This is a genomic window from Priestia megaterium, from assembly GCF_023824195.1.
Classification (GTDB): Bacteria; Bacillota; Bacilli; order Bacillales; family Bacillaceae_H; genus Priestia; species Priestia megaterium_D.
The window spans coordinates 4,386,147-4,405,833 of sequence record NZ_CP085442.1; the positions used below are offsets into that span (position 1 = coordinate 4,386,147).

Consider the following 19,687-nt stretch of genomic DNA (forward strand, 5'->3'; position numbering starts at 1 on the left):
AGATGAGCATTTGATATGCTCATCTTTCTTTTTTCTTTCGGTACCAAAGCATAAACGACAGCGGAATCATTCCAAACCATCTGTTTGCAAAAGGTGCTCGCTCTTCTTTTTTTTGAATCTTTTTCGTTTTCCTCTCTTCTTTCGGCTGATCCATATATTGTACGAATTGCTGAGTCATATATTTTACATAATCATTCGTTTTCATATAATCATCTCCTCAGCACTATTATATCCGGAGAGAAAGAGACTTAATCCGTCCACTTCACAATGTGCTGATCTCTTTTTTGAATATATGCCGTTTCCGTCAATGCTCTTCCTTGCACTGTTTGACACTTTATTTTTAGAATAATCATCTGTTCATCTTCACTTACTACTTCGTATGAAATCGTACCAGTTTCTAATACTAAAGATGCAAATGGAGATTTATTATGTTCTTTTATTTCTTTTTTTACATGTACAACCGCGTTTTCTAAAAGATGCTGCAGACGATTTTTCTGCTCTACTTCTTGATAAAATGAACTTTTCGTCACAAAATAAGTGGTTTGCTGAGCTACTAACAGAAGAAAAAGCGCACAAAATGCCAAAACAACCGGGAGAATAAATCCTTGCTCATTATGTTTCATAAGCAAGCATCAAAAACGTCGTAATGGTTTCTTCTCTAACTTTGTTAACACCGTCTGTTGAACGAATCAAAAGCCTTTCTTTTTGCTGTTCATACATAATATTCTTAATATGCTGTAGCACAACTTCATGACCGCTTGCATCCACTCGTCTTCTTATCTTGTCTTCGTAGCGTTCATAAGTGATGATCTGATTATTTTCCATTTTCAACGTAAGCGTAGTCGCATGAATTCCCACTTCTTTTGCTTCTCGATATTCCATAGCAAGTTGATTCACAAAAATTTCCCACTCCATTTCATTCATACTAAAGTCCGGATTATATGTTTGCTTAGCTAGCGGAATGATAATGGGGAAAAATGAAACAATGATTAAAAAAAGAGTAAAACTGACTAACATCTCTACAAGCGTAAAGCCTTTTTCCCTTTTCACTTCAACATCACATCACACTTCTTTTTCATTTTCTCAGCGGAATCTGTCCATTCTACACAAAGCTTTTGAGCACTTTCTCCGTTCCACTTCAGATAAAACGCAACGTTTTCTTTTACGATTTTTTCTCGCCGTTTATATCCTGCTTCATATTTATATTTCAATAGCTCTTCGTGCAAGATAGCATCAGCTTGATACGAAACATATTGCTTCTTTTCTGCTTCCTTCATCTGAACATACAAAGGAATAATTGTACCGGTTAGGAGTAAAAGCATGCTAAATGAAACAAGCATTTCTAACAAGGTGTAGCCCTTCTGACCCTTACATCTTGTCCACATAAAAACGCCCTCTACCTATTTGAAAAGTAACTTTATATTTAAATTTTTGATTGCTGATAAAAATGGTCTTCGATTGAGAAATATTGCCGTTTTTGTTGTATTGTATCGTGGAATTGCCGCTTCCAAACGTGATATGAATGGTGGAGTCATAGGCGCGCTTATAAAGAACGGCACGAGAATCAGAAACAATATATTCTGTTCCCTTCGGTGCGAAGTTAATTTTAATTGGAGATTCTCTGTTCATGGCTGTCTGCTGCACATAAAACGTGTCGCTTTGCAGCTGTCGCAAAAATAATGTGATCTTGTAATATTCCACAACCGGCCGAATGGTTACGATAATGGAAAACATCATCACTTGCACAATAAATAAAACCATCAGCATCTCAATGAGGGTAAATCCTTTTTGCTTAAGAAGAACCACTAGCTGTAACCTTTCCGGTACCGTCAATTTGAATAGCTTGGCCATTTGGACATACGGTGCCTTCTTTTAAGTAGCCTCCTACTTCAAGCTCTTCTAGACTTGGTTTTTCGCCATTTTCAAGTTCATATACTTGTACCTCAGCCTCTACGGTTTTGACAAGAGCTGAGCAGCCTTTGTTGTTAATAACCGTATTATGCTTTAATACATTTGGAATCATAATGAGCAAAAGCACGGTAATAACGAGCATAACAATGAGCATTTCAATAAGGGTAAATCCTTTATTACCTCTTAGAATCATATTCTTTCACCTTTCTACAAGCTCGACATCACTTCTAACATCGGAAGCATAACGGACATATACATAAGCAGAATGACAATTCCGATGAATAAAAATGTAAGCGGCTGTACATATTTTAAAATACGAAAAATAAATTGTTCCATTCTTTCCATCATAAATAGACTGTAATCATACAGCTCTTGAGAAAGCTCACCGTTCTGCTGGCCATGCACAATAACTTGAGCCAAGTCTTTTTCATAATGAGATTTACCTGAAACGATATGATCTAATCGCATTCCTGAGGAAAGTTGATCTGTAAAAGCAAAAGCTTCCACTTGAAAAAACGGATGATGCTCTTGCTTTTGAAAAAGAGCAAAGCATTCATAAATAGATAAACCACCGTTTAGTAAATTGCTCATATGAACAGAAAAAAAGTACGAGTTAAATAGCCGTGTGAACGTTCGGATAACGGGAACTCTCATAAAAAGCTGCATTTGAACTACTGGAGGCAATTTTTTAATGTAAATCACATAAAACAAATAAAGGATGATTGGCATACTGATGACTGCAGGTAACATAAAAGGAAAGAACGACATCGCCTGCATAAATAAGAGGATAAACGAAGACTGCTTGTTTCCAAAGGATAAGTACAGAGCTTCAAACTGTGGAAGTAAAACCGTACTTAAAACAAATAAAATGGAAAGAATAAACAGCAGTAGCAATACGGGATATTGAACAAGCTTTTGAAATTTTTTACGATGCCTTACTTTTTCTTCAATCATTGAGCTACTTTCTTTTAAAGCAAATTGAAGGTTTCCATGCTGTTCCGCAAAATATAAATAGCTTAAAATATCACGGTGAAACTGAAGTTTAACAAAAGCATCGTGCAAAGATTCTCCTCGTTTTAACTGCTCAAGACATTTTTCAATATCCGTTTTTTCTTTGTTAGATACTTGAAACGTCAAAAACGAAAGAGCTTGAGAAAGAGTGTAGCCTTTTTCTAAGAGCTTAGAGACCTGCTTAAGAATTTTCGCTTGCTGAGCCAGAGACCACCTTTTTTGTCTATCTGTCTTTACCCCCATCCGTCTAGCGAATGCGGATATAAATAGCCTAGCGCAATTCCTTTTAGAATAACATCTCGGAGCGTCTTATAATCATAATCCGCATTTTCTCCTTTCACTTCTCTCATCACTGCGCTAAGCTCCTTGCCATAAAGCAATTCGTATATGCTAGACTGACGATGCTTCCTCATTTTTTTACAAGCGGGGTGGCATTTTCCGGAACACAGCGGACAGCGAATTTCTACAAGGCGCTGTGCAGCTACTGCTACAAGAGTCTGTTCCATTTCTTGAAAGCTAACGCCAAACTCAAGCAGCCTGTACAAAGATCCTTTTGTATCTTTAGTATGCATCGTTGTCAAAACCAAGTGTCCGGTAAGCGCTGCTCTCACAGCAATTTTGGCAGTCTCACTATCTCTTATTTCTCCCACCATGATAATGTCTGGATCATGGCGCAATATAGCTTTTAAACCAGTCGTGTACGTAATCCCCGCCCGTTCATTTACCTGCACTTGAAGCACGGTTTCACTCGGTTTTTCAATAGGATCTTCTAGTGTAATAACATTTCGATTAAAAAGGTGCTTTACTTCGTGTAAAAGAGTATATAGAGTAGTGGTTTTACCTGATCCTGTAGGACCGGTAAAAATAATTAATCCATGAGAGAATTTCAAGAGAGAAATAAGCTTTTTAGTATGTTCAGGAAAAAGAGATAAATGTTTGAGAGATGTAGATTGTTGATGAGGCAAAAGCCGAATAACAAGACTTTCATCATGAGAAGTAGGAAGAGTTGATAAACGCAAATTTACTTGATAGTGATCAATGGAAGTGGTCAATGCACCATTTTGAGGTTTTCTGCGCTCGCCAATATCCATTCCCCCTAAAAATTTAAAATGCGAAATGAGCCGTTCAGACATTTCCTTTGAAATAACCCTCTTTAAAATAAGCTCCTGGTCAATTCGCAGCTGAATCACAGCATCTTTCTTTCGGGGCACAATATGCACATCAGAACTTCGGCACTCACATGCATCTCGTATAACGTAAGTAGCAAACTGTTCAATTTCGGTCAAACGATCATCACTCCTTTATTTGTAATAAAGATGATTGTTAAAACATCTAGAAACAGTAATTTCGACCTTTTTCGAGATTTTCCTTCTTCTTTTTTCATTTTTTATAATTTTTTTAGTATACGCTTCTTTTCTTCACTTCAGTCCTTGTACACGATGTACAACTTCTGTACACCTCTAAGCGACTACATAAAAAAAAGACAACGTGATGTAAAACTCTACGCTGTCGTTTTATTCGTTATTTACTGAATTGAGCTTCTTCATCATGTACGCTTACACAACTAGAGACGCAAGACTTGTTTTTTTCTTGACTAAATTTTTAAGTGCGGATTCGTTATAGCCTACTACAAGCTTTTTGCCATCTGTTAAAATTGGTCGGCGAAGCAAACGAGGATGCTCAATTAATAGATTGACCACTTCTGATAACGTCATGCTATCCACATCAACATTTAACTTTTTATATTCTTGACTTCTTTTAGCAAGAAGTTCATCCATCCCTTCTGTTGTCATAGAAAGAAGTTCAAGCATTTCTTTATGAGTAGGTGTTTCTCTAAATAAATGACGCTCTTTAAAATTTACATCTTCCTTCACTAGCCATTTTTTCGTTTTACGACAAGATGTACAGCTCGGGTACGTATAAAATTTAATTTCTTCCATATGAAACCCTCCCGCTTTTTAGTTATAGGTTGTTTATATACATTGTACACGTTTTGTATAACCTTTGTATAGTATTTTGCATATGTTTTGTATAACTTTTTTTCTTCTGTCGTATTTCAAGGAAAAGATAGCGTTTTCAGGAAAGAAAGGATGTATTATAATGGAAAAGTATCGATATAGTTTCATAAGTGCTTTCTAGTGCTTACACAGCGATGACATTCATCATGACACTAACTAAGTTTGATAAAGGAGGAAATGGACGTGGAACGAATGTACCGTGTAATGGGGTTCTGGACAGCAATTTTCACTGTAATGTTTTACCTCGGTCACATGCATAAGACTTCTTTACTCTTTTTAGCTCAAACAGGCTTTTTTGTAATTCTTAGTTATTTAAAGCTGTCTGAAAGAATGTACATTTACGTTTTCGGAGCATATTTGACCGTCTTTTTTGTAGGGTTCACGTACTGGTCAACTTTTATGATGACACCAGGACAGTAAAGAGAAAAGCGATGGGCTTCCATCGCTTTTTGTATTCTTAAAAACCATTTAGAAAAGGATTTTGATCCATTTCGTGTCCCACAGTTGTTTCAGGTCCGTGACCGCTTAGTACAAGCGTATCTTCTGGAAGGGACAGCAATTTCGATTCGATGCTTTCTAACAGCTGAGCTTGATTGCCTCCAGGTAAATCTGTGCGTCCAATGCCGCCTGCAAAAAGCGCGTCACCAGATACTACAAAGTTACCCGGTTTGAAATAATATGAAACGCTGCCAGGAGAATGGCCAGGCGTTTCGTACACCTCAAATTGGAAAGAACCAATTGTTAAATTGCCTTCAGCTGAAATAATATCGGTTGCATCTGGAGCCGTAATTTCTCCTAAATCAAAAAATTTTGACCCGTTTAAATCACTATTATGAAGCCATTCTTTTTCATTTTTATGTACATAAAGCGGGATAGAGTAGTGATTCATCACTTCATCTACTCCTCCAATGTGATCAAAATGAGCGTGTGTCAGCAAAATAGCTAATGGTTTATACGTTTGTTTTTCTAGAAATTCAACGAGCTGTTTTCCCTGAGCTCCCGGGTCAAAAACTAAACATTCTTTTTTTTCGTTAGCAACGACATAACAATTCGTTTGAATAGGTCCTAGCGGTATACGATGATAGTTCATAATGTATCCTCCTTGTAAAATTTATTTCTGTTATATGCATTATCATACACACATCATCTTATAAATGAAAGTAAGGACCTTTCTAAGCTAATAAGGCGAAAGAAAGATTGGTTTTCATCTCGACAAACGGTTAGAAAAGTTTTACAATTAAAGGGATAAGCTAATGATAGCGCTTTAATTTTAAGTTGCCTAAAGGAGGTTTCTTCGAGTGGGTCTTATGATTATTTTTGCACTAACAACATTGCTAGGCGTATTTGCAGCTATTTCATCTTTTAGAAATAAAAACATATTAGGCATTGGTTTTTCGGTACTAACATTCGGTGTATTCGGATGGTTTACCGTGATGACCATTATACATCACGGTTATCCGGCGGTACATCATTAAAAAAGCCACGCAAAGCATATGCTTTGCGTGGCTTTTCAAATAGATAGATATTCCATTGCCGCAACTAAAATAGCCTTGGTCGGATTATATACGCGTGATATTTGAGATAAAGGCAGCGGATTAATTCCTTTCCCCAGTTCTAAGGTGAACCCTAGCTTTTTCTTTTCTAAAATAAACCAATCTTTAAATCCCGCGTGACTATCAATCGTTTTGACTGCTTTATAACCGCTTACCCTTTCAAAATAACTGGCTATTTCCTCTGCTTCCTCCGGCTCTTCATTCATATACCCCCAGTAAAATTCTTCTCCTTGGGTATGTAAAGCAATCACACAATCAAAATCATGACGCTCAACGAGTTTTACCATTGCCTGCGCTTCAGGTTCAGACAGAGATTCGTAGCCTGGAAAGTCCCGATAATGCGGAGCTTTAGGTTCTTTGCGCTTTTTTTCAATTTCCCAATAAGCCGGAAACTGATTGTTTAAATCCACCCCCCGAATATTTGCTTTCCAGCTTTGAAAATCCGGAAAATCTCTCCCTATTTTAGAAAGAAAAGACGCATAAGGTTCACTTACAGCAGGACCTTTTAAGACCAGATCTACTCCGTCTGGATTAACAATTGGAACTGCAGAAAGCGTAATTTGATTAAAAAGAGCTCTTGCGTCCTGTCCGTTCAACGCCTGGTCATAATGAAGAGCAGCTAAATAATCTTCAATAAACTGTAGAAGAACATTTGTCGTAATCCATTCATTGGCATGAAAAGACGCATTAATATGAACCTTTCTTTCTCCGTTTCCAATTAAAATATGAGGAATCGGCTTTCCAAGCACGCTGCACCCTATCCATTCAAGAGAACCATAGGGGTAGTACGTCAAAAGTGTTTGGATATCTTGTATTGTTCGCGTGTAATCGTAGGGCTTTTGGATATCTACAATTTGCATAATCTTCACTCCTTTACACTATGTATATGTAAAGATTGAAAAGATGCATGATAAAAAAGCGCTTTGACTAAATGTCAAAGCGCTTTTTTATCTTAGTTAGATTCTTGCTTATTATTCAAAATAAGATTTAACTAACCAAGCTCCTCCAATAATTCCCGCATCGTTTCCTAAAGTAGCGATTGCTAGTTCAGCACCTTGCGCTACGCGAGGAAATGCAAAACGTTTGAAATAATCTCTTACCGGTGCAAGTAATACCTCGCCTGCACGAGACACACCGCCGCCTAGAACGATCTTCTCAGGGTTTAATGCATTAGCAGAGTTTGCTAGTGCTAGACCTAAATGAAAGGCAACTTTATCTACAACATGCATAGCTAACTCGTCTTTTGAACGAGCTGCATCAAATACATCTTTAGATGTAACTTGTCCATTTTGTTCTAACACTGTGCGAAGCTCACTTGGTTTGTCCGTTTCCGTTAATCCTTCCATTGTTAAACGTACAATTCCAGTTGCTGAAGCAATTGTTTCTAAACAGCCGGTTTTGCCGCAGTTACACGGTGCCCCACCTTCAGGAATAGAAGTAATGTGCCCGATCTCACCAGCGGCTCCATTTACGCCTTGTACAATTTCACCGTTTGCAATGACGCCACCGCCAACGCCTGTGCCAAGCGTAACGCAAAACAAATCTTTTGCTCCGTCTCCAGCACCCTTCCACATTTCTCCAATGGCTGCAATGTTTGCATCATTGTCTACCACAACAGGAAGAGAAGTTTCTACTTCCAAGATATCTTTTATAGGGAATTTTTCCCAACCTAAATTGACAGCTACTTCAATCGAACCGTTTGCAAAGTTGACAGGCCCCGGTGCACCAATACCAATTCCTACTAACCTTGATTTTACTTCTCCAAGATCGTTTAACTTTTTATCAATTGCTTTTGCAATATCCGTTGGAATTTTACGGCCTTGCTCGCTCACATCCGTATTAATTTCCCACTTGTGAATGATTTCTCCATAATGATTAATAAAGGCCATTTTTATTGTTGTACCGCCTAAATCAACTCCAACTAACCATTTGTCATCCATGTTCATTCATCCTTTTTCTCTTTTTGTTGTTTTAACTCTCGACGAAGCAAAAGAATTGCCATTTGGTAATCACGTACATCAATCAAGTTAGACTGATATAACTCTTTTACTTCCGCTTCCATCAGCTCTAAATCAGCAATACGATCGCCCACGTATATAAAAATGCCGAAGGACTTTAATAATTGTTGTACATCATATAACGTATTCATTCTGTCACCTTTATCCTATTTTTTAGGTGATATGATTCATTTATTTTGAGATAACTCAACAGTCATTCAGTCATAAACAGCGGCCGTATTTAACGCCCACTGCTAGGTCTACATATTAATATTCTAGTAAACGTTCTCACAATAGTAAAGTATAAAATATTAAATTCGTCATTCAACAGTTTTAATTTTCTAGCTGTCGCTTCAGCTTTTCGTATTTTTCATTTTGCGGTTCAAGCGCAATTGCTTTATCGATATTTTGTGTGGCCGCTGGAATATCATTCAGTTTCATATTCACCAGAGCTAAATTGTAATACGCCTCATGAAAAGTTGAATCATACTTTACAGCCTGATTCAATTGCTGTTTAGCTTCTTTATAATTTTCAAGATAAAATTCTGCGCTAGCACTGACGAAATACACGGTACTATTTCCTGTTCCTTTTTCAACAAAAAGCTTAATGGCATCTTTTGCTTCTTCATACTGTTTCTGCTGAAGATACGTAGCGGCTACGCTGAGTGCATAGGGCTCATCTTGATAAACAGAACGCTCATGATATCCATAAAAAAGCAGACTTCCTACTAATAAAAGCGTGCAAATGAAAGCCGGAATCTGAATATACAGCTTTTTTTGTTTCGGTAAACTGACGATGCTCGCAGCTAAAAATCCGCCAACCAAACCGCCAATATGCCCTGCATTATCGACGTTCGGCGCAACAAATCCAAAAATCAAGTTAATCACAATGATTACAATGAAACTCGACCCCATTGTTCGAAAAAAGAAGCGTGGATTTGTTCTTGCTATGAACAGTAAAGCTCCAAAGCAACCGAAAATGGCCCCCGAGGCTCCTGCGGAAATAGACGTATTCCATATAAAACTTCCTAGAGATCCTGCAAACCCGGCAAATATATAAATAAAGACAAAACGCCCGCTGCCATATATCCTCTCTACAAGCGTTCCTAAATAATACAGGGCTACACTATTCATAAGCAAATGCAGAAGTCCTATATGCAAAATTATAGGTGTAAAAAAACGCCACCATTCGCCTTCCATAATTAAGGGGTTGTATTTAGCTCCGTATTGAATCAGAGTGAGCGTATTTTGTGTACTGCTCTTCCACTCCAGAAATAGAAACATTAAGATTTGCAGCGCTAAAAATATATATGTAAAAATAGGCTTCCCGTATCCAGCTATTTGCTGTTCTTCGCTTTGTTTTTTCTGCACAAAAAGCACAATTTTATGTTTCCACTGTTCTATTCGCTGTGCTTCTTCTTCGGAAGAGAAATTGTCTGCTCTTTCTAATGTAAGACCCAGCCGTTCGAATAGAGGTTCATAAGCGCTTGCTTTCTCTGCCGTTAGTTGTTCAACGTAACTATTCACTTTAGAGGGACTTGGCGCACTTTCTAAGGACTGCTCTGTATAAAAAGGATCAAAATCAGCAAAGTAAATCGTGTTAAGAGTAAGCGATGATTTACCTCTCTGCTTTCGCACATTCTCAGCTCTTTGTAGTGCATACAATACATCTTTTTGCTGCTCAACGGCTGATTTAAAATTCCGGCGGACTATGCGGACAATTGACTTATCTTTACGATGCGAAGATTGAAACCATAGCTCTGAAGCATCAGCTTTCATCGAAATCAACTCATATGAAGAATGGCCAAGCAATTGCTGTGCCAGCTGCAAATAATAAAAATCTTGCCTAGACAAATAGTCACCTCCTCACACTCTCTATATGTAAAGATGGCAGAAAGCCAGGAAAAAAGCAACGATTTTCCCTTTTTCTTTTTCTACAAAAAAACACCTTACAGGTCTGTAAGGTGTTTTTTATGTATCTTTCGCTCTTAGCGGAAGACCTGCTTCATTAAACGATCCCGAACAAACGGCAAATTAAAAAATGAACGAACAGCTAGACTGCGGATAAATGAATTTCCAAACAGCGAATTTAAAACACGGTATCTCATTTGATAGCCCAGCGTTCCAACAACTAAAAGCGTAAGTACTAATACAATATGTCTCATTTTCAAGCCTCCTTACGTTTACTTTGCTCCTATGACGAACATTTTATGCTCTTATATAGGTAAAAGCAGGATAAGGATTCCGCCTGTAAAAGCAGCAAGCAAAATAGCGGCAAGATTCACAACATCATTGTTAAAGAAAGTTATTCCTTTCTCTTTTACCGTTGGTTTACGGCAATGGTCTTTCCGTTCCGTTTCAATACCGCAGCTTTGACAGCGAAAGCGAACTTGCACACTTGCTCCAAGAAGAGTGTCTATAGCGTTTCCAATAAAACCAAAGCACCCGACTAGCAATATACTACTCAGCGACACGGATGGAAAAGCAAAATAACAAGCGGCAGCGATAAGAAAAGCTCCGGCTGCTCCGGCTGCTGTACCTAAAAGTGAAACGGCTCCTGAGGTACCCGCTTCTACTCTCTTTAATGTCCAAAGGTAAAACGGCGGCTTCTTACTAAGAGACCCTATTTCAGATGCCCATGTGTCGGCATTGGCAGCTGAGATACTGATCATAAACATCCACATGTAAACAGGAAAAGCTGTTGCAGCATATAACAAACCGCAAGCAGCAGCTACCCCCCCATTAGCAAGGACTTGAATATAATCTCGCCTGTCGTGCTTCTCTAGCTTTTCTTCTAATGCGCGTTTTTTTTCTTTTTTGTACTTACTACACAACGTAGAAGTGCTAAAAAATAAGAGTAAGAGTAAAAAACCTTGAAGCGAAAAACCAATATAAACGCTCGCTCCTACGATGAAAGACATGCAGGCTCCCGATACTGTCAGTGCTTTTGCTATGTAGCCTGCTCCTGCCATGAGTAATATTACAATTATCATGACAGCATCAAACGGATTCACAGCAAATAAGCTCCTTCTCTGTCAAAATATATTCAACGGGAATATCATGAGATTCATATGGGACCTCTGAAACGACTTGACATTCAAACGCAAGGCTTAGCTTCTGTCCGGTATAATCTGTTAGATAACGATCGTAATAGCCGCCTCCATAGCCGATACGATATCCATTTTTGCTATATACTACGCCAGGCACAAGGAGTAAATCAATTGAAGATTTTGAAACGGGAACAGTTTCTTCAACAATTGGTTCGGCTAACCCGTAGTACACTGTTTCAAGCTGTGAAAAATTCGTAATCTCGTAGAAAACCATTTGAGATGTTGTGGGGTTGCATTTTGGAACAGCTACTTTCTTTCCATCTTTCCAAGCACGTTCAATGATGGCTTTCGTATTAACTTCTTTATTTCTTGAAACCGTAGCTGCAATGACTCTAGCTTCTTTCCATAAACAAGTTTCATACAGTGCATTTGCTATGCTTGTTGAATGTGCCTCGTGCTGCTCTTCAGAAATTAAATTAAGAACGCGCTTCATCTCTTTGCGCAGATGAGATTTCATTTTAATTCCCCCTATAAAAAAAACAGCAGGATTGTACTCCTACTGCTTACTTTGTTTCACGATGAAGTGTAACTTTTTTAAGTCTTGGGCTGTATTTTTTTAACTCAAGACGATCTGGGTTATTACGCTTGTTTTTAGTTGTAATGTAATTACGGTCACCAGTTTCAGTGCAAGCTAATGTAACGTTTACGCGCATCTATTTTCCCTCCAAACATTATAAACATAAATCAGACTTTAATATAATATCATTTTTCGAAAGGAAATGCCAGTCTGTTTTTTTGAAGAAAGTCATTTAATTTCATTTCTTCACTTTTTTTTCCTCTTAGAGCCCTGAGCTCCTTCTCTGCTACGCCTTATATATAGATGAAGTTTCTTGAAATAAGCGGAACTCTTTTTATGAGGGGCGTACTTCCTTTCTTTTAAATAAAATCCACTATTTACACTCTTTGATACTCTTGTATTTTTTCTACAAAATATGCCGACAGCTTCTTGGCAGTCTGAGTGTTTAACGCCTCTGAATAAATATTTAATACAGGCAAGTGACCATCGGGCAAAATAAGCGTCCATTCATGGCGATCATGGTAAATTTTTAAGCCATCAATTACATACACTTGTTTACCGATTGCTTCTTCTAATAGCTTCTTCATCACTTGTTCTTGAATTTCTAGCGGACATGAAATATAGCGCCAGTTCATATAAGCGTGCGGGACATATTGAATCATTTCAGAAATTCTCCGCTGTTGCACCATGATTAATTCGATCAGCTGACATAAAGCGTACATGGCATCTAACTGAAATTGAACGGGCCCCAAAAGACTAAGCAAATCACGTTTTTTTGCTTTTGTCCTCATAAATGATTGATTGAGAGATTGAGCAAATGTTTCTAGTGTGGATGAATAGTGTATAGGAATAGGAACGAATGCTACTTTTTTTGTCATGTATACGCTATAAATATAAAGCGACATAATTTCTGAATCATTTACGCTGCAGCCTTTTTCATCATATAGAGCAAATGTTTCTCCATCTTCTTTAATCTGAATACAAAAAGACAGCTTATTTTTTTTAATTATTCGTTTGATTTCTTCTGTTTTCTCCCATTTGTTTAAAAACAACACATGGACACGAAGACGCTTACATAATAATTCGACAACTTCCTGTATAAACGGCGAACAAATCACGCCAATCCGCATACTATCTTCTAATAAAACATGCTGATTAATTGATTTTACTAAAGCATCACAATATTCTTCCCTGATATTTCCTATTCTTGTTTCTTTAAGTGGAACAGAAGTCGTTACGTTTGCTTTTTTAGCTTGAAGGTACATCCGCTCAATCTTTTTTTCAATAAGCTGATTAACTAATTGCCCTTTCTTGTCATATATTTCTAAAAAAAGGCCGCTGTTTTTGATATCCACACCAATATAAATACCAATGCTCGCTTGTGAAATCATCATGTAATATCGAAATACCGGAAGAGCTTCTTTTTTAATATCATACACAGCTGAATGATTACTCCGTAAAAAAGAAAAGCATTCTTTGCGAAGTTGAATGGCTTCTCCTTCATCATCGCTTGCTAGACAGAACGACCCTTGATGTTTGCATACAAGTAATAACGCATTGTATAGTCTTTCTCGATCAACAGATGAATGTACATACAGGCGACCGTTTTTGAAGATAGAAACATCTGGTTTTACAGAAAGTTGAGGTAGCACTTGATTTTCAGCTACTGTATCTTGGACATACGTAGTCATTGCTTGAACATTTACATAGGGACCTATCGTAGCGTTGTATAAAAACGATTCTGCCCCCACCGTTACGTTTTGAAGCAAAATCGTTTTATCGATTGCAGCATGTGCTTCTATGATACTATTGGTTCCGATAATCGTGTAAGGACCAATTGAAGCACCTTTTCTAATCACCACATTCTCTCCTACGTAAACCGGATCGTAAACAGTCACCCCTTCTTCTATAAGCGCGTCATCTGAGACAATACTTTCCTGTCTATTGCCAAACCACTTGCTCCACAAATCATAGTGTGCTTGACGATAATGGTGGATTTGCCCAATATCAATCCAATAATCCTCCGTTACAAAACTGCACACAGTATGATTATATTCCAAAAGAAGCGGGATAATGTCAAAGCTAAAATCTGTAGGACCATAAGAATTCACGTAATCAAGAACGGATTTTTTGATCACATACACTCCCGTATTAATCAATCGGCTATTGGCCTGTTCGTAGGTCGGTTTCTCTACAAATCCCGTGACTCGATGCCCTTCATCTATCGTCACCACTCCATAACCCCGCACGTCGTTTACTTCTTTTGTAACAATGGTCATTTCGCTTTTTTGTTCATAATGAAAATGAATAACGTCTTGAAGATTAATTTCTGTTAAGGCATCTCCACTAATAATAATACAGTCTTCCTCAATAAAGGCCTCTGCTCGCTTAATTCCGCCCGCTGTTCCAAGAGGCTCTTTTTCGATAAAATAAGTAAGCGTCACTCCCCACTGAGAGCCATCCCCAAAGTATTCAATAATTTGTTCATGCCTATACTGCAGCGTAATCCCAATCTCTGTAATTCCGTGTTTCTTAAGCAGTTCAATGCTATATTCCATCACAGGTTTATCGTAAAGCGGCAGCATAGGCTTTGGAATCGTATAGGTCAAGGGCTGCAGTCTTGTTCCTTTACCGCCAGCAAGTATAATGGCTTTCAATTTTTTGCCTCCCTCCTTTTTTTATCCTGGCAAATGTGATGTTGAAACAGCTTACTTGTATCAATAGCGATTTTTTCCCAGCTAAACATAGTTGTTGCTTTTCTATACCCATTTTCGCTGATTTTCGCAGCCATTTTTTCATTTTTTAACAAAAATTCAATACAGTTGATTAATTCGAGCGTATCTCCTCGGGCAAACGTCAGGCCCGTGTCGAAATGTGAAACAATATCGCTTAGACCTCCTGTATCGGCAACGATAGTTGGCTTCTTGGCTACCATCCCCTCTAAAGCCACAATTCCAAAAGGTTCATATAGACTTGGAAAAACAACCATTTTACAAGCTTGAAGAAGCTGATTTCGTTCGTTATCGGTAATGTATCCAATAAAATACACGTATTTGTCTAATTGTTTTTCACTTACCTGTGTTCGAAACTCATGAAGTAAAGGCCCTTTTCCCGCCACAACGAATTGAACATCTATTTGTTTTTTCTTAAATAGTTCCGCTGCTTCAATAAATAGCTGAAATCCTTTTTCATATACAATTCGTCCAATTGAAAAAATAATAGGGGCCTTTCTAAAATTATATTTCTTTTGTAAACTTTCTTTTAACCGCTCATTTACTGCGTCGACTACCAGCTGCTTGTCAATTCCATTTGGAAATATAGCAATTTTATCTTGTTCTACGTGAAATAAAGTGATTAATTCTTTCTTCATATAGTCGCTGCAGACAATGATTGAGCTTGATTGTCGAATCAGCTCCTCTTCTTGCAAGTGAATTTTCTGCTGCATGTCATTATGAATACCATTATTGCGCCCATGTTCTGTCGCATGAATGGTCGTAATTAGCGGTCTATCCGTTTTATCTGCTAAACATTTCGCAGCGGAGGCCACAAGCCAGTCATGAGCATGAATAACGTCAAAAGACAGCTTGTAGCCTAACTGCAGTCCTCTAAGAGCCATAGCCACGTTCAAACTGTTTACCCATGTCAAAAAATCCGGATGATGAGGCTGCAGGCTTTTAACTCGGTAAACGTGAACACCATATAAACGCTCATATTCCGGCAGCCCCTCTACATACGTTGTTAATACACTAACGTGATGGCCCGCCTTTGCTAACGCTCTGGATAAATCAAATACATGTCGTGCAAGTCCTCCGATAACTAGAGGAGGGAATTCCCATGTAAGCATTAGAATGGAGAGACCGCCTTTATATTGATTTACTGATAAAGCCGCCGGCTCTATCTCTTTTGTAGAGTATAAAAAAGAACTTCCTGAAAGAAAACTGTTTTCACTATCCATCCTTGGATTCTCTTCGTGACAAAGAAAATCAAACAGTTGTACTTGCCTTTCGTATTCATCTCTGATCTTTTCAAAATTATAAAGCCAATCGCTGCTACTTAAAAGGAGCCACTGTTGGTAGATAGCATTCACCACGCTAGGATGTTTAGAATCGATAACATCTAGCATCGCCTCTGACTTCTGTACAGTTGAAATAAACAATTGATTGTTCTCACTGACAAATTCGGCGCTTTTTGTTGCACCGTAGAGTGCAAGAGTTTCGTTTTGGTGAAACTGTATATCCCTCGCGTAATCTAAAGGATATTGAAATGTACCGCTTGCTGCTTGCATTCGCTGAAAGCCAAGCGTGTCCTTAGCTTTCAAATCCAAAACAGCGCTCGCTTTATTCATTGTTCCTTCCTCAACTTGTTTTCCTTGCTTAGGATATGGGAACAAGATAATGCCAGCAGGCGACTTTTTTAGTTCATCTGTTGATGACTTCACAAAGGTATAGCGCATTTCATGAGATTTCAGGAGCATATCTACTTGATGAGTATACTCTCCTTGCTGTATAAAAAAACCAACGGGCTTTTTTTCAAAAAACTGTTGAAAAACACGTATTGCTTCTGTAATTTGGAGATTTAATGTTTGTTCCGTTTTAAGGATGGAAACGAACGCGTTCGTTACGGTAGTAGGAATACATTCCATCATGTCATGCTGAAAGAAATATTTGCAGGCTGAGAACAAGCTCCCGTCCCACTTTTTTAAAAAAGTGAGTGCTCTCTGATGCTGCCGGCTTGAAAACTGGTGTAAATACTGAGCGTAACGAGTGTTGAACTCCTCGTCGTTTAATACGTTCAAAAACACACAAGACATCACGGCTGTTGCACCTATCAATTTCTTAGACTCAATTTGATCTAAAAAAGGGATGAATTCGTTCGTTACTTGTTCAAACAGCGGATACTCACTCTCTGCTTGAAGTACATGTAGCAACGGATAATGCATATAAGTTAAAAGAATACAGTCATCACTATTCATATTGCTTCTTCACCTGCTCCAAGTCATTTGAATATAAGGAATATGTGCTAAATTCATTTTGAACACCCTGGTGAACTTTTACAGGTTCGTACATCCAGCCTAACGAAGTTACATTCACTTGTTCATGTTGTTCTTTCATCAAATAAACCGGATTCGAACGAAGAAGGGAAAAAAAACTTCCTTCTTTATCTTGAATACCAATATCTATTACATATGTGCGCTCACTTTCCAAGCTATTCATAAACATGAAGTCTTGCTTAGGAGTAAGACCCTTCATATAATAGCGGTTTGATTCATGGCCGTTAAAATGAAGACCTGTTATATCATACGTACACATAGCTAGATTCAATTCTTCCCACCGTGTCGAAAACATACTTTCTACCATCTCTCGGATATGCTCTGAAAACGACCAGTGAACATAAATATGAGATGAGTCAAGTTGAGTAGCTATACACACATTTAAGTTTTGAATAAGATTAGGAGCCACTGTTTTATCACTTCGTTTCTTAGATTGTTTTTTCTACATATGAATGCCGTATAAACTTATTAACATCTTACCATTCAGAAAAAGTTGCCACAATAAACGCAATTTGTCGATTTGTGTTAAAAATTCAGGTCAACACAGTGGCTGTCATTTGCTCATAAAAAAGAGATTGAGACATAACTAAATCAATGGAATCTACAGACCAACAAATTGGATGCATGAGCCTGTATGAATCGCTTGTTACACCGCTGTTGATTTGCATGCAAGACTTCGCTTTCTGCGGGGTCTCACCCCTTCCGCTTTTCCCGCGGGAGTCTTTGCCTTGCCCTCCAATCAACAGCTGGAAGCAGCTACATTAAACCTACGTTCATCAACACAATGAAAAAAATCCGAACGACTCATCGTTCGGATCTTCCTTCAACTAAAACACTTTTGTCCCAGCCTCTTTTTCTACTATTCATTTAAATCGTAGCGTTTGCCTTTTACAAGGTAAAATACGCTTTCTGCTACGTTAGTGGTATGATCAGCCATACGCTCTAAATAGCGGGCTACAAATAAAAGCTGTGTAATTTGGTTCATGGCCTCCTGTTTTTCCTTAGCAAGACTTAAAAGTTCTTTGATTGTTATTCCGTAAAGCTCATCCACTTCATCGTCCATTTCCGCTACCTTTTTAGCTAAAACAAGATCTTCCTCGTGATAAGCTTTTAACGAAAGACTCAGCATTTCAATCGAAATATCGTGCATTTTCTTCACATGTTCTAACGGCTTAATTAATTCTTCATTTCCAATTCGTATAGCTGATTTTGCTACGTTAACCGCAAAATCTGCCATACGCTCAACATCCGAAGCAATTTTAATTGCCACAATGATACGTCTTAAATCGATAGCCACCGGCTGCTGCTTTGCAATAAGCAAGATAGCTAGGTCATTGATTTCTTCTTCTAAATCATCAACGTATGCATCGCCGTCGATGATTTCTAGCGCCAGCTCAACGTTGCTTGTTTGCAACGCTTCAATTGATTTTGATAGCGCCTCATGCGTTAAGCGCCCTATTTCTAATAATTTTTCACGTAATATCTTTAAATCACCATGAAACTTTTCGCGTACAACCACTCATCCCATCTCCTTGTATGTCTTAACCAAAACGACCTGTAATATAATCTTCTGTGCGTTTATCAGCTGGCATTGAGAAGATTTTATCTGTTTCTGCGTACTCTACCACTTCTCCATTTAAGAAAAATGCTGTTTTATCTGAAATACGTGCCGCTTGCTGCATATTATGTGTAACAATAATAATGCTGAAGTCTTTCTTTAATTCTTGTACTAACTCTTCTACTTTTAATGTTGAAATTGGATCGAGTGCAGAAGTAGGCTCATCCATTAAAATAACGTCGGGTTCAATAGCCAAGCAGCGAGCAATACAGATACGCTGCTGTTGTCCACCTGACAACCCATTCGCATTTTGATTCAAACGATCTTTAACTTCGTCCCAAATAGCTGCTCCTCGTAAACTTTTTTCAACAATTTCATCTAGTTTTTTCTTGTTGCGAACGCCATGAATTCTTGGACCGTACGCAATATTATCATAAATAGATTTTGGGAACGGATTTGGCTTTTGGAAAACCATTCCTACTTGCGTGCGCAGCTCTTCCACATGGTACGATTTATCAAAAATATTTTTCCCTCTATATTCAATTTCACCTGATGTACGGACAATTGGGGTCATTTCTACCATACGATTTAACGTTTTAATATATGTTGATTTTCCGCAGCCTGATGGACCGATGATCGCGGTAACTTCGTTAGCATGAATGTCTAAATCAATATTTTTTAAGGCATGTGTGTTGCCATACCATAAATTCAAACCTTTTGTTTTATATACAATTTCTTTTATTTGCGGAGTATTTACTTTTTCTTTGTTAGTCAATTCCATTGTTATTGCCATTGGATAATCCTCCTTCATCGTCTTTAACCGTTTTGAGCACAATAAAAGTCTCTCTATGTCTATTTAATATCTATTGTTTAATATCTATTGTTTACTATCAGTGTAAATAAATACGAGAAGCCGAAACGCTTCCCCTTATTTTGATCATTTCTATTAATCCTTACACTTA

Annotated in this window: 26 protein-coding genes; 2 read left to right on the forward strand and 24 right to left on the reverse strand. The window is 37.9% G+C overall.

Annotated elements, in window-relative coordinates; translation table 11 throughout:
• Positions 1–19 precede the first annotated feature (19 nt).
• The 9 genes from LIS78_RS22745 to LIS78_RS22785 form a co-directional block, all read right to left on the reverse strand.
• The gene (locus LIS78_RS22745; protein ID WP_013059170.1) at positions 20–205 is read right to left on the reverse strand and encodes a YqzE family protein; all 186 of its coding nucleotides are present in this window, start codon (positions 203–205) and stop codon (positions 20–22) included.
• Positions 206–248: 43 nt separating this feature from the next.
• The gene (gene comGG / locus LIS78_RS22750) at positions 249–623 is read right to left on the reverse strand and encodes a competence type IV pilus minor pilin ComGG (protein WP_195781863.1); all 375 of its coding nucleotides are present in this window, start codon (positions 621–623) and stop codon (positions 249–251) included.
• On the reverse strand, positions 613–1,050 hold the full coding sequence (gene comGF / locus LIS78_RS22755; RefSeq protein WP_195781862.1) for a competence type IV pilus minor pilin ComGF: 438 nt from the start codon (positions 1,048–1,050) through the stop codon (positions 613–615). The genes comGG and comGF overlap by 11 nt, the downstream gene beginning before the upstream one ends.
• Positions 1,047–1,385, reverse strand: coding sequence for a type II secretion system protein (locus tag LIS78_RS22760; RefSeq protein ID WP_195781861.1), 339 nt, complete (start codon positions 1,383–1,385; stop codon positions 1,047–1,049). Before LIS78_RS22760 ends, comGF begins: the two co-directional genes overlap by 4 nt.
• On the reverse strand, positions 1,369–1,851 hold the full coding sequence (gene comGD, locus LIS78_RS22765; RefSeq protein ID WP_252284390.1) for a competence type IV pilus minor pilin ComGD: 483 nt from the start codon (positions 1,849–1,851) through the stop codon (positions 1,369–1,371). Before comGD ends, LIS78_RS22760 begins: the two co-directional genes overlap by 17 nt.
• Complete coding sequence (gene comGC / locus LIS78_RS22770; protein ID WP_252284391.1) at positions 1,793–2,104, reverse strand: competence type IV pilus major pilin ComGC; 312 nt, start codon at positions 2,102–2,104, stop codon at positions 1,793–1,795. Before comGC ends, comGD begins: the two co-directional genes overlap by 59 nt.
• A 14-nt stretch (positions 2,105–2,118) precedes the next feature.
• Positions 2,119–3,165: a competence type IV pilus assembly protein ComGB gene (gene comGB / locus LIS78_RS22775; RefSeq protein WP_209150663.1), complete on the reverse strand. Its 1,047-nt coding sequence runs from the start codon at positions 3,163–3,165 to the stop codon at positions 2,119–2,121.
• Positions 3,156–4,208, reverse strand: coding sequence for a competence type IV pilus ATPase ComGA (comGA, locus tag LIS78_RS22780; RefSeq protein ID WP_116073650.1), 1,053 nt, complete (start codon positions 4,206–4,208; stop codon positions 3,156–3,158). Before comGA ends, comGB begins: the two co-directional genes overlap by 10 nt.
• Positions 4,209–4,478: 270 nt before the next feature.
• Positions 4,479–4,862 carry a Spx/MgsR family RNA polymerase-binding regulatory protein gene (locus tag LIS78_RS22785; RefSeq protein WP_013059178.1) on the reverse strand — a complete coding sequence of 128 codons (384 nt, stop codon included), beginning with the start codon at positions 4,860–4,862 and terminating at the stop codon, positions 4,479–4,481.
• A gap of 261 nt (positions 4,863–5,123) precedes the next feature.
• On the opposite strand from LIS78_RS22785, the gene LIS78_RS22790 reads away from it, so the two are divergent.
• Positions 5,124–5,360, forward strand: coding sequence for a DUF2626 domain-containing protein (locus LIS78_RS22790; RefSeq protein WP_013059179.1), 237 nt, complete (start codon positions 5,124–5,126; stop codon positions 5,358–5,360).
• 37 nt (positions 5,361–5,397) lie between these two features.
• Here the strand turns inward: LIS78_RS22790 and LIS78_RS22795 are convergent, their stop codons facing one another.
• Positions 5,398–6,030, reverse strand: coding sequence for an MBL fold metallo-hydrolase (locus tag LIS78_RS22795; RefSeq protein ID WP_116073652.1), 633 nt, complete (start codon positions 6,028–6,030; stop codon positions 5,398–5,400).
• A 208-nt stretch (positions 6,031–6,238) separates the two neighbouring features.
• On the opposite strand from LIS78_RS22795, the gene LIS78_RS22800 reads away from it, so the two are divergent.
• Complete coding sequence (locus LIS78_RS22800; RefSeq protein WP_013059181.1) at positions 6,239–6,415, forward strand: DUF2759 domain-containing protein; 177 nt, start codon at positions 6,239–6,241, stop codon at positions 6,413–6,415.
• Positions 6,416–6,450: 35 nt separating this feature from the next.
• On the opposite strand, the gene LIS78_RS22805 is transcribed toward LIS78_RS22800, so the two are convergent.
• The 14 genes from LIS78_RS22805 to pstB form a co-directional block, all read right to left on the reverse strand.
• The gene (locus LIS78_RS22805) at positions 6,451–7,353 is read right to left on the reverse strand and encodes a M14 family metallopeptidase (protein WP_195781859.1); all 903 of its coding nucleotides are present in this window, start codon (positions 7,351–7,353) and stop codon (positions 6,451–6,453) included.
• Between the two features lie 111 nt (positions 7,354–7,464).
• Positions 7,465–8,433 carry an ROK family glucokinase gene (locus LIS78_RS22810; protein ID WP_252284392.1) on the reverse strand — a complete coding sequence of 323 codons (969 nt, stop codon included), beginning with the start codon at positions 8,431–8,433 and terminating at the stop codon, positions 7,465–7,467.
• Between the two features lie 2 nt (positions 8,434–8,435).
• Positions 8,436–8,642 carry a YqgQ family protein gene (locus tag LIS78_RS22815; RefSeq protein WP_013059184.1) on the reverse strand — a complete coding sequence of 69 codons (207 nt, stop codon included), beginning with the start codon at positions 8,640–8,642 and terminating at the stop codon, positions 8,436–8,438.
• 181 nt (positions 8,643–8,823) lie between these two features.
• Positions 8,824–10,344, reverse strand: a complete 1,521-nt coding sequence (locus tag LIS78_RS22820; protein ID WP_195781857.1) for a rhomboid family protein — start codon at positions 10,342–10,344, stop codon at positions 8,824–8,826.
• A 134-nt stretch (positions 10,345–10,478) separates the two neighbouring features.
• Positions 10,479–10,655 carry a protein YqgO gene (yqgO, locus tag LIS78_RS22825; RefSeq protein WP_013059186.1) on the reverse strand — a complete coding sequence of 59 codons (177 nt, stop codon included), beginning with the start codon at positions 10,653–10,655 and terminating at the stop codon, positions 10,479–10,481.
• A 51-nt stretch (positions 10,656–10,706) separates the two neighbouring features.
• The gene (locus LIS78_RS22830) at positions 10,707–11,504 is read right to left on the reverse strand and encodes a DUF92 domain-containing protein (protein ID WP_164796498.1); all 798 of its coding nucleotides are present in this window, start codon (positions 11,502–11,504) and stop codon (positions 10,707–10,709) included.
• Entirely contained in the window at positions 11,491–12,057 is a 567-nt protein-coding gene (locus LIS78_RS22835; RefSeq protein WP_195781855.1) for a 5-formyltetrahydrofolate cyclo-ligase, read from the reverse strand. The genes LIS78_RS22830 and LIS78_RS22835 overlap by 14 nt, the downstream gene beginning before the upstream one ends.
• Positions 12,058–12,103: 46 nt before the next feature.
• On the reverse strand, positions 12,104–12,253 hold the full coding sequence (gene rpmG, locus LIS78_RS22840; protein WP_013059189.1) for a 50S ribosomal protein L33: 150 nt from the start codon (positions 12,251–12,253) through the stop codon (positions 12,104–12,106).
• A gap of 241 nt (positions 12,254–12,494) precedes the next feature.
• Complete coding sequence (locus LIS78_RS22845; protein WP_252284393.1) at positions 12,495–14,774, reverse strand: sugar phosphate nucleotidyltransferase; 2,280 nt, start codon at positions 14,772–14,774, stop codon at positions 12,495–12,497.
• On the reverse strand, positions 14,771–17,089 hold the full coding sequence (locus tag LIS78_RS22850; RefSeq protein WP_209150666.1) for a glycosyltransferase: 2,319 nt from the start codon (positions 17,087–17,089) through the stop codon (positions 14,771–14,773). Before LIS78_RS22850 ends, LIS78_RS22845 begins: the two co-directional genes overlap by 4 nt.
• On the reverse strand, positions 17,082–17,576 hold the full coding sequence (locus LIS78_RS22855) for a DUF4912 domain-containing protein (RefSeq protein ID WP_195781852.1): 495 nt from the start codon (positions 17,574–17,576) through the stop codon (positions 17,082–17,084). The genes LIS78_RS22850 and LIS78_RS22855 overlap by 8 nt, the downstream gene beginning before the upstream one ends.
• A 124-nt stretch (positions 17,577–17,700) precedes the next feature.
• Positions 17,701–17,910, reverse strand: coding sequence for a hypothetical protein (locus LIS78_RS22860; RefSeq protein WP_252284394.1), 210 nt, complete (start codon positions 17,908–17,910; stop codon positions 17,701–17,703).
• Between the two features lie 116 nt (positions 17,911–18,026).
• The gene (gene phoU, locus LIS78_RS22865) at positions 18,027–18,686 is read right to left on the reverse strand and encodes a phosphate signaling complex protein PhoU (RefSeq protein WP_045292064.1); all 660 of its coding nucleotides are present in this window, start codon (positions 18,684–18,686) and stop codon (positions 18,027–18,029) included.
• 22 nt (positions 18,687–18,708) lie between these two features.
• Entirely contained in the window at positions 18,709–19,506 is a 798-nt protein-coding gene (gene pstB, locus LIS78_RS22870; protein WP_434092367.1) for a phosphate ABC transporter ATP-binding protein PstB, read from the reverse strand.
• Positions 19,507–19,687: the final 181 nt, after the last annotated feature.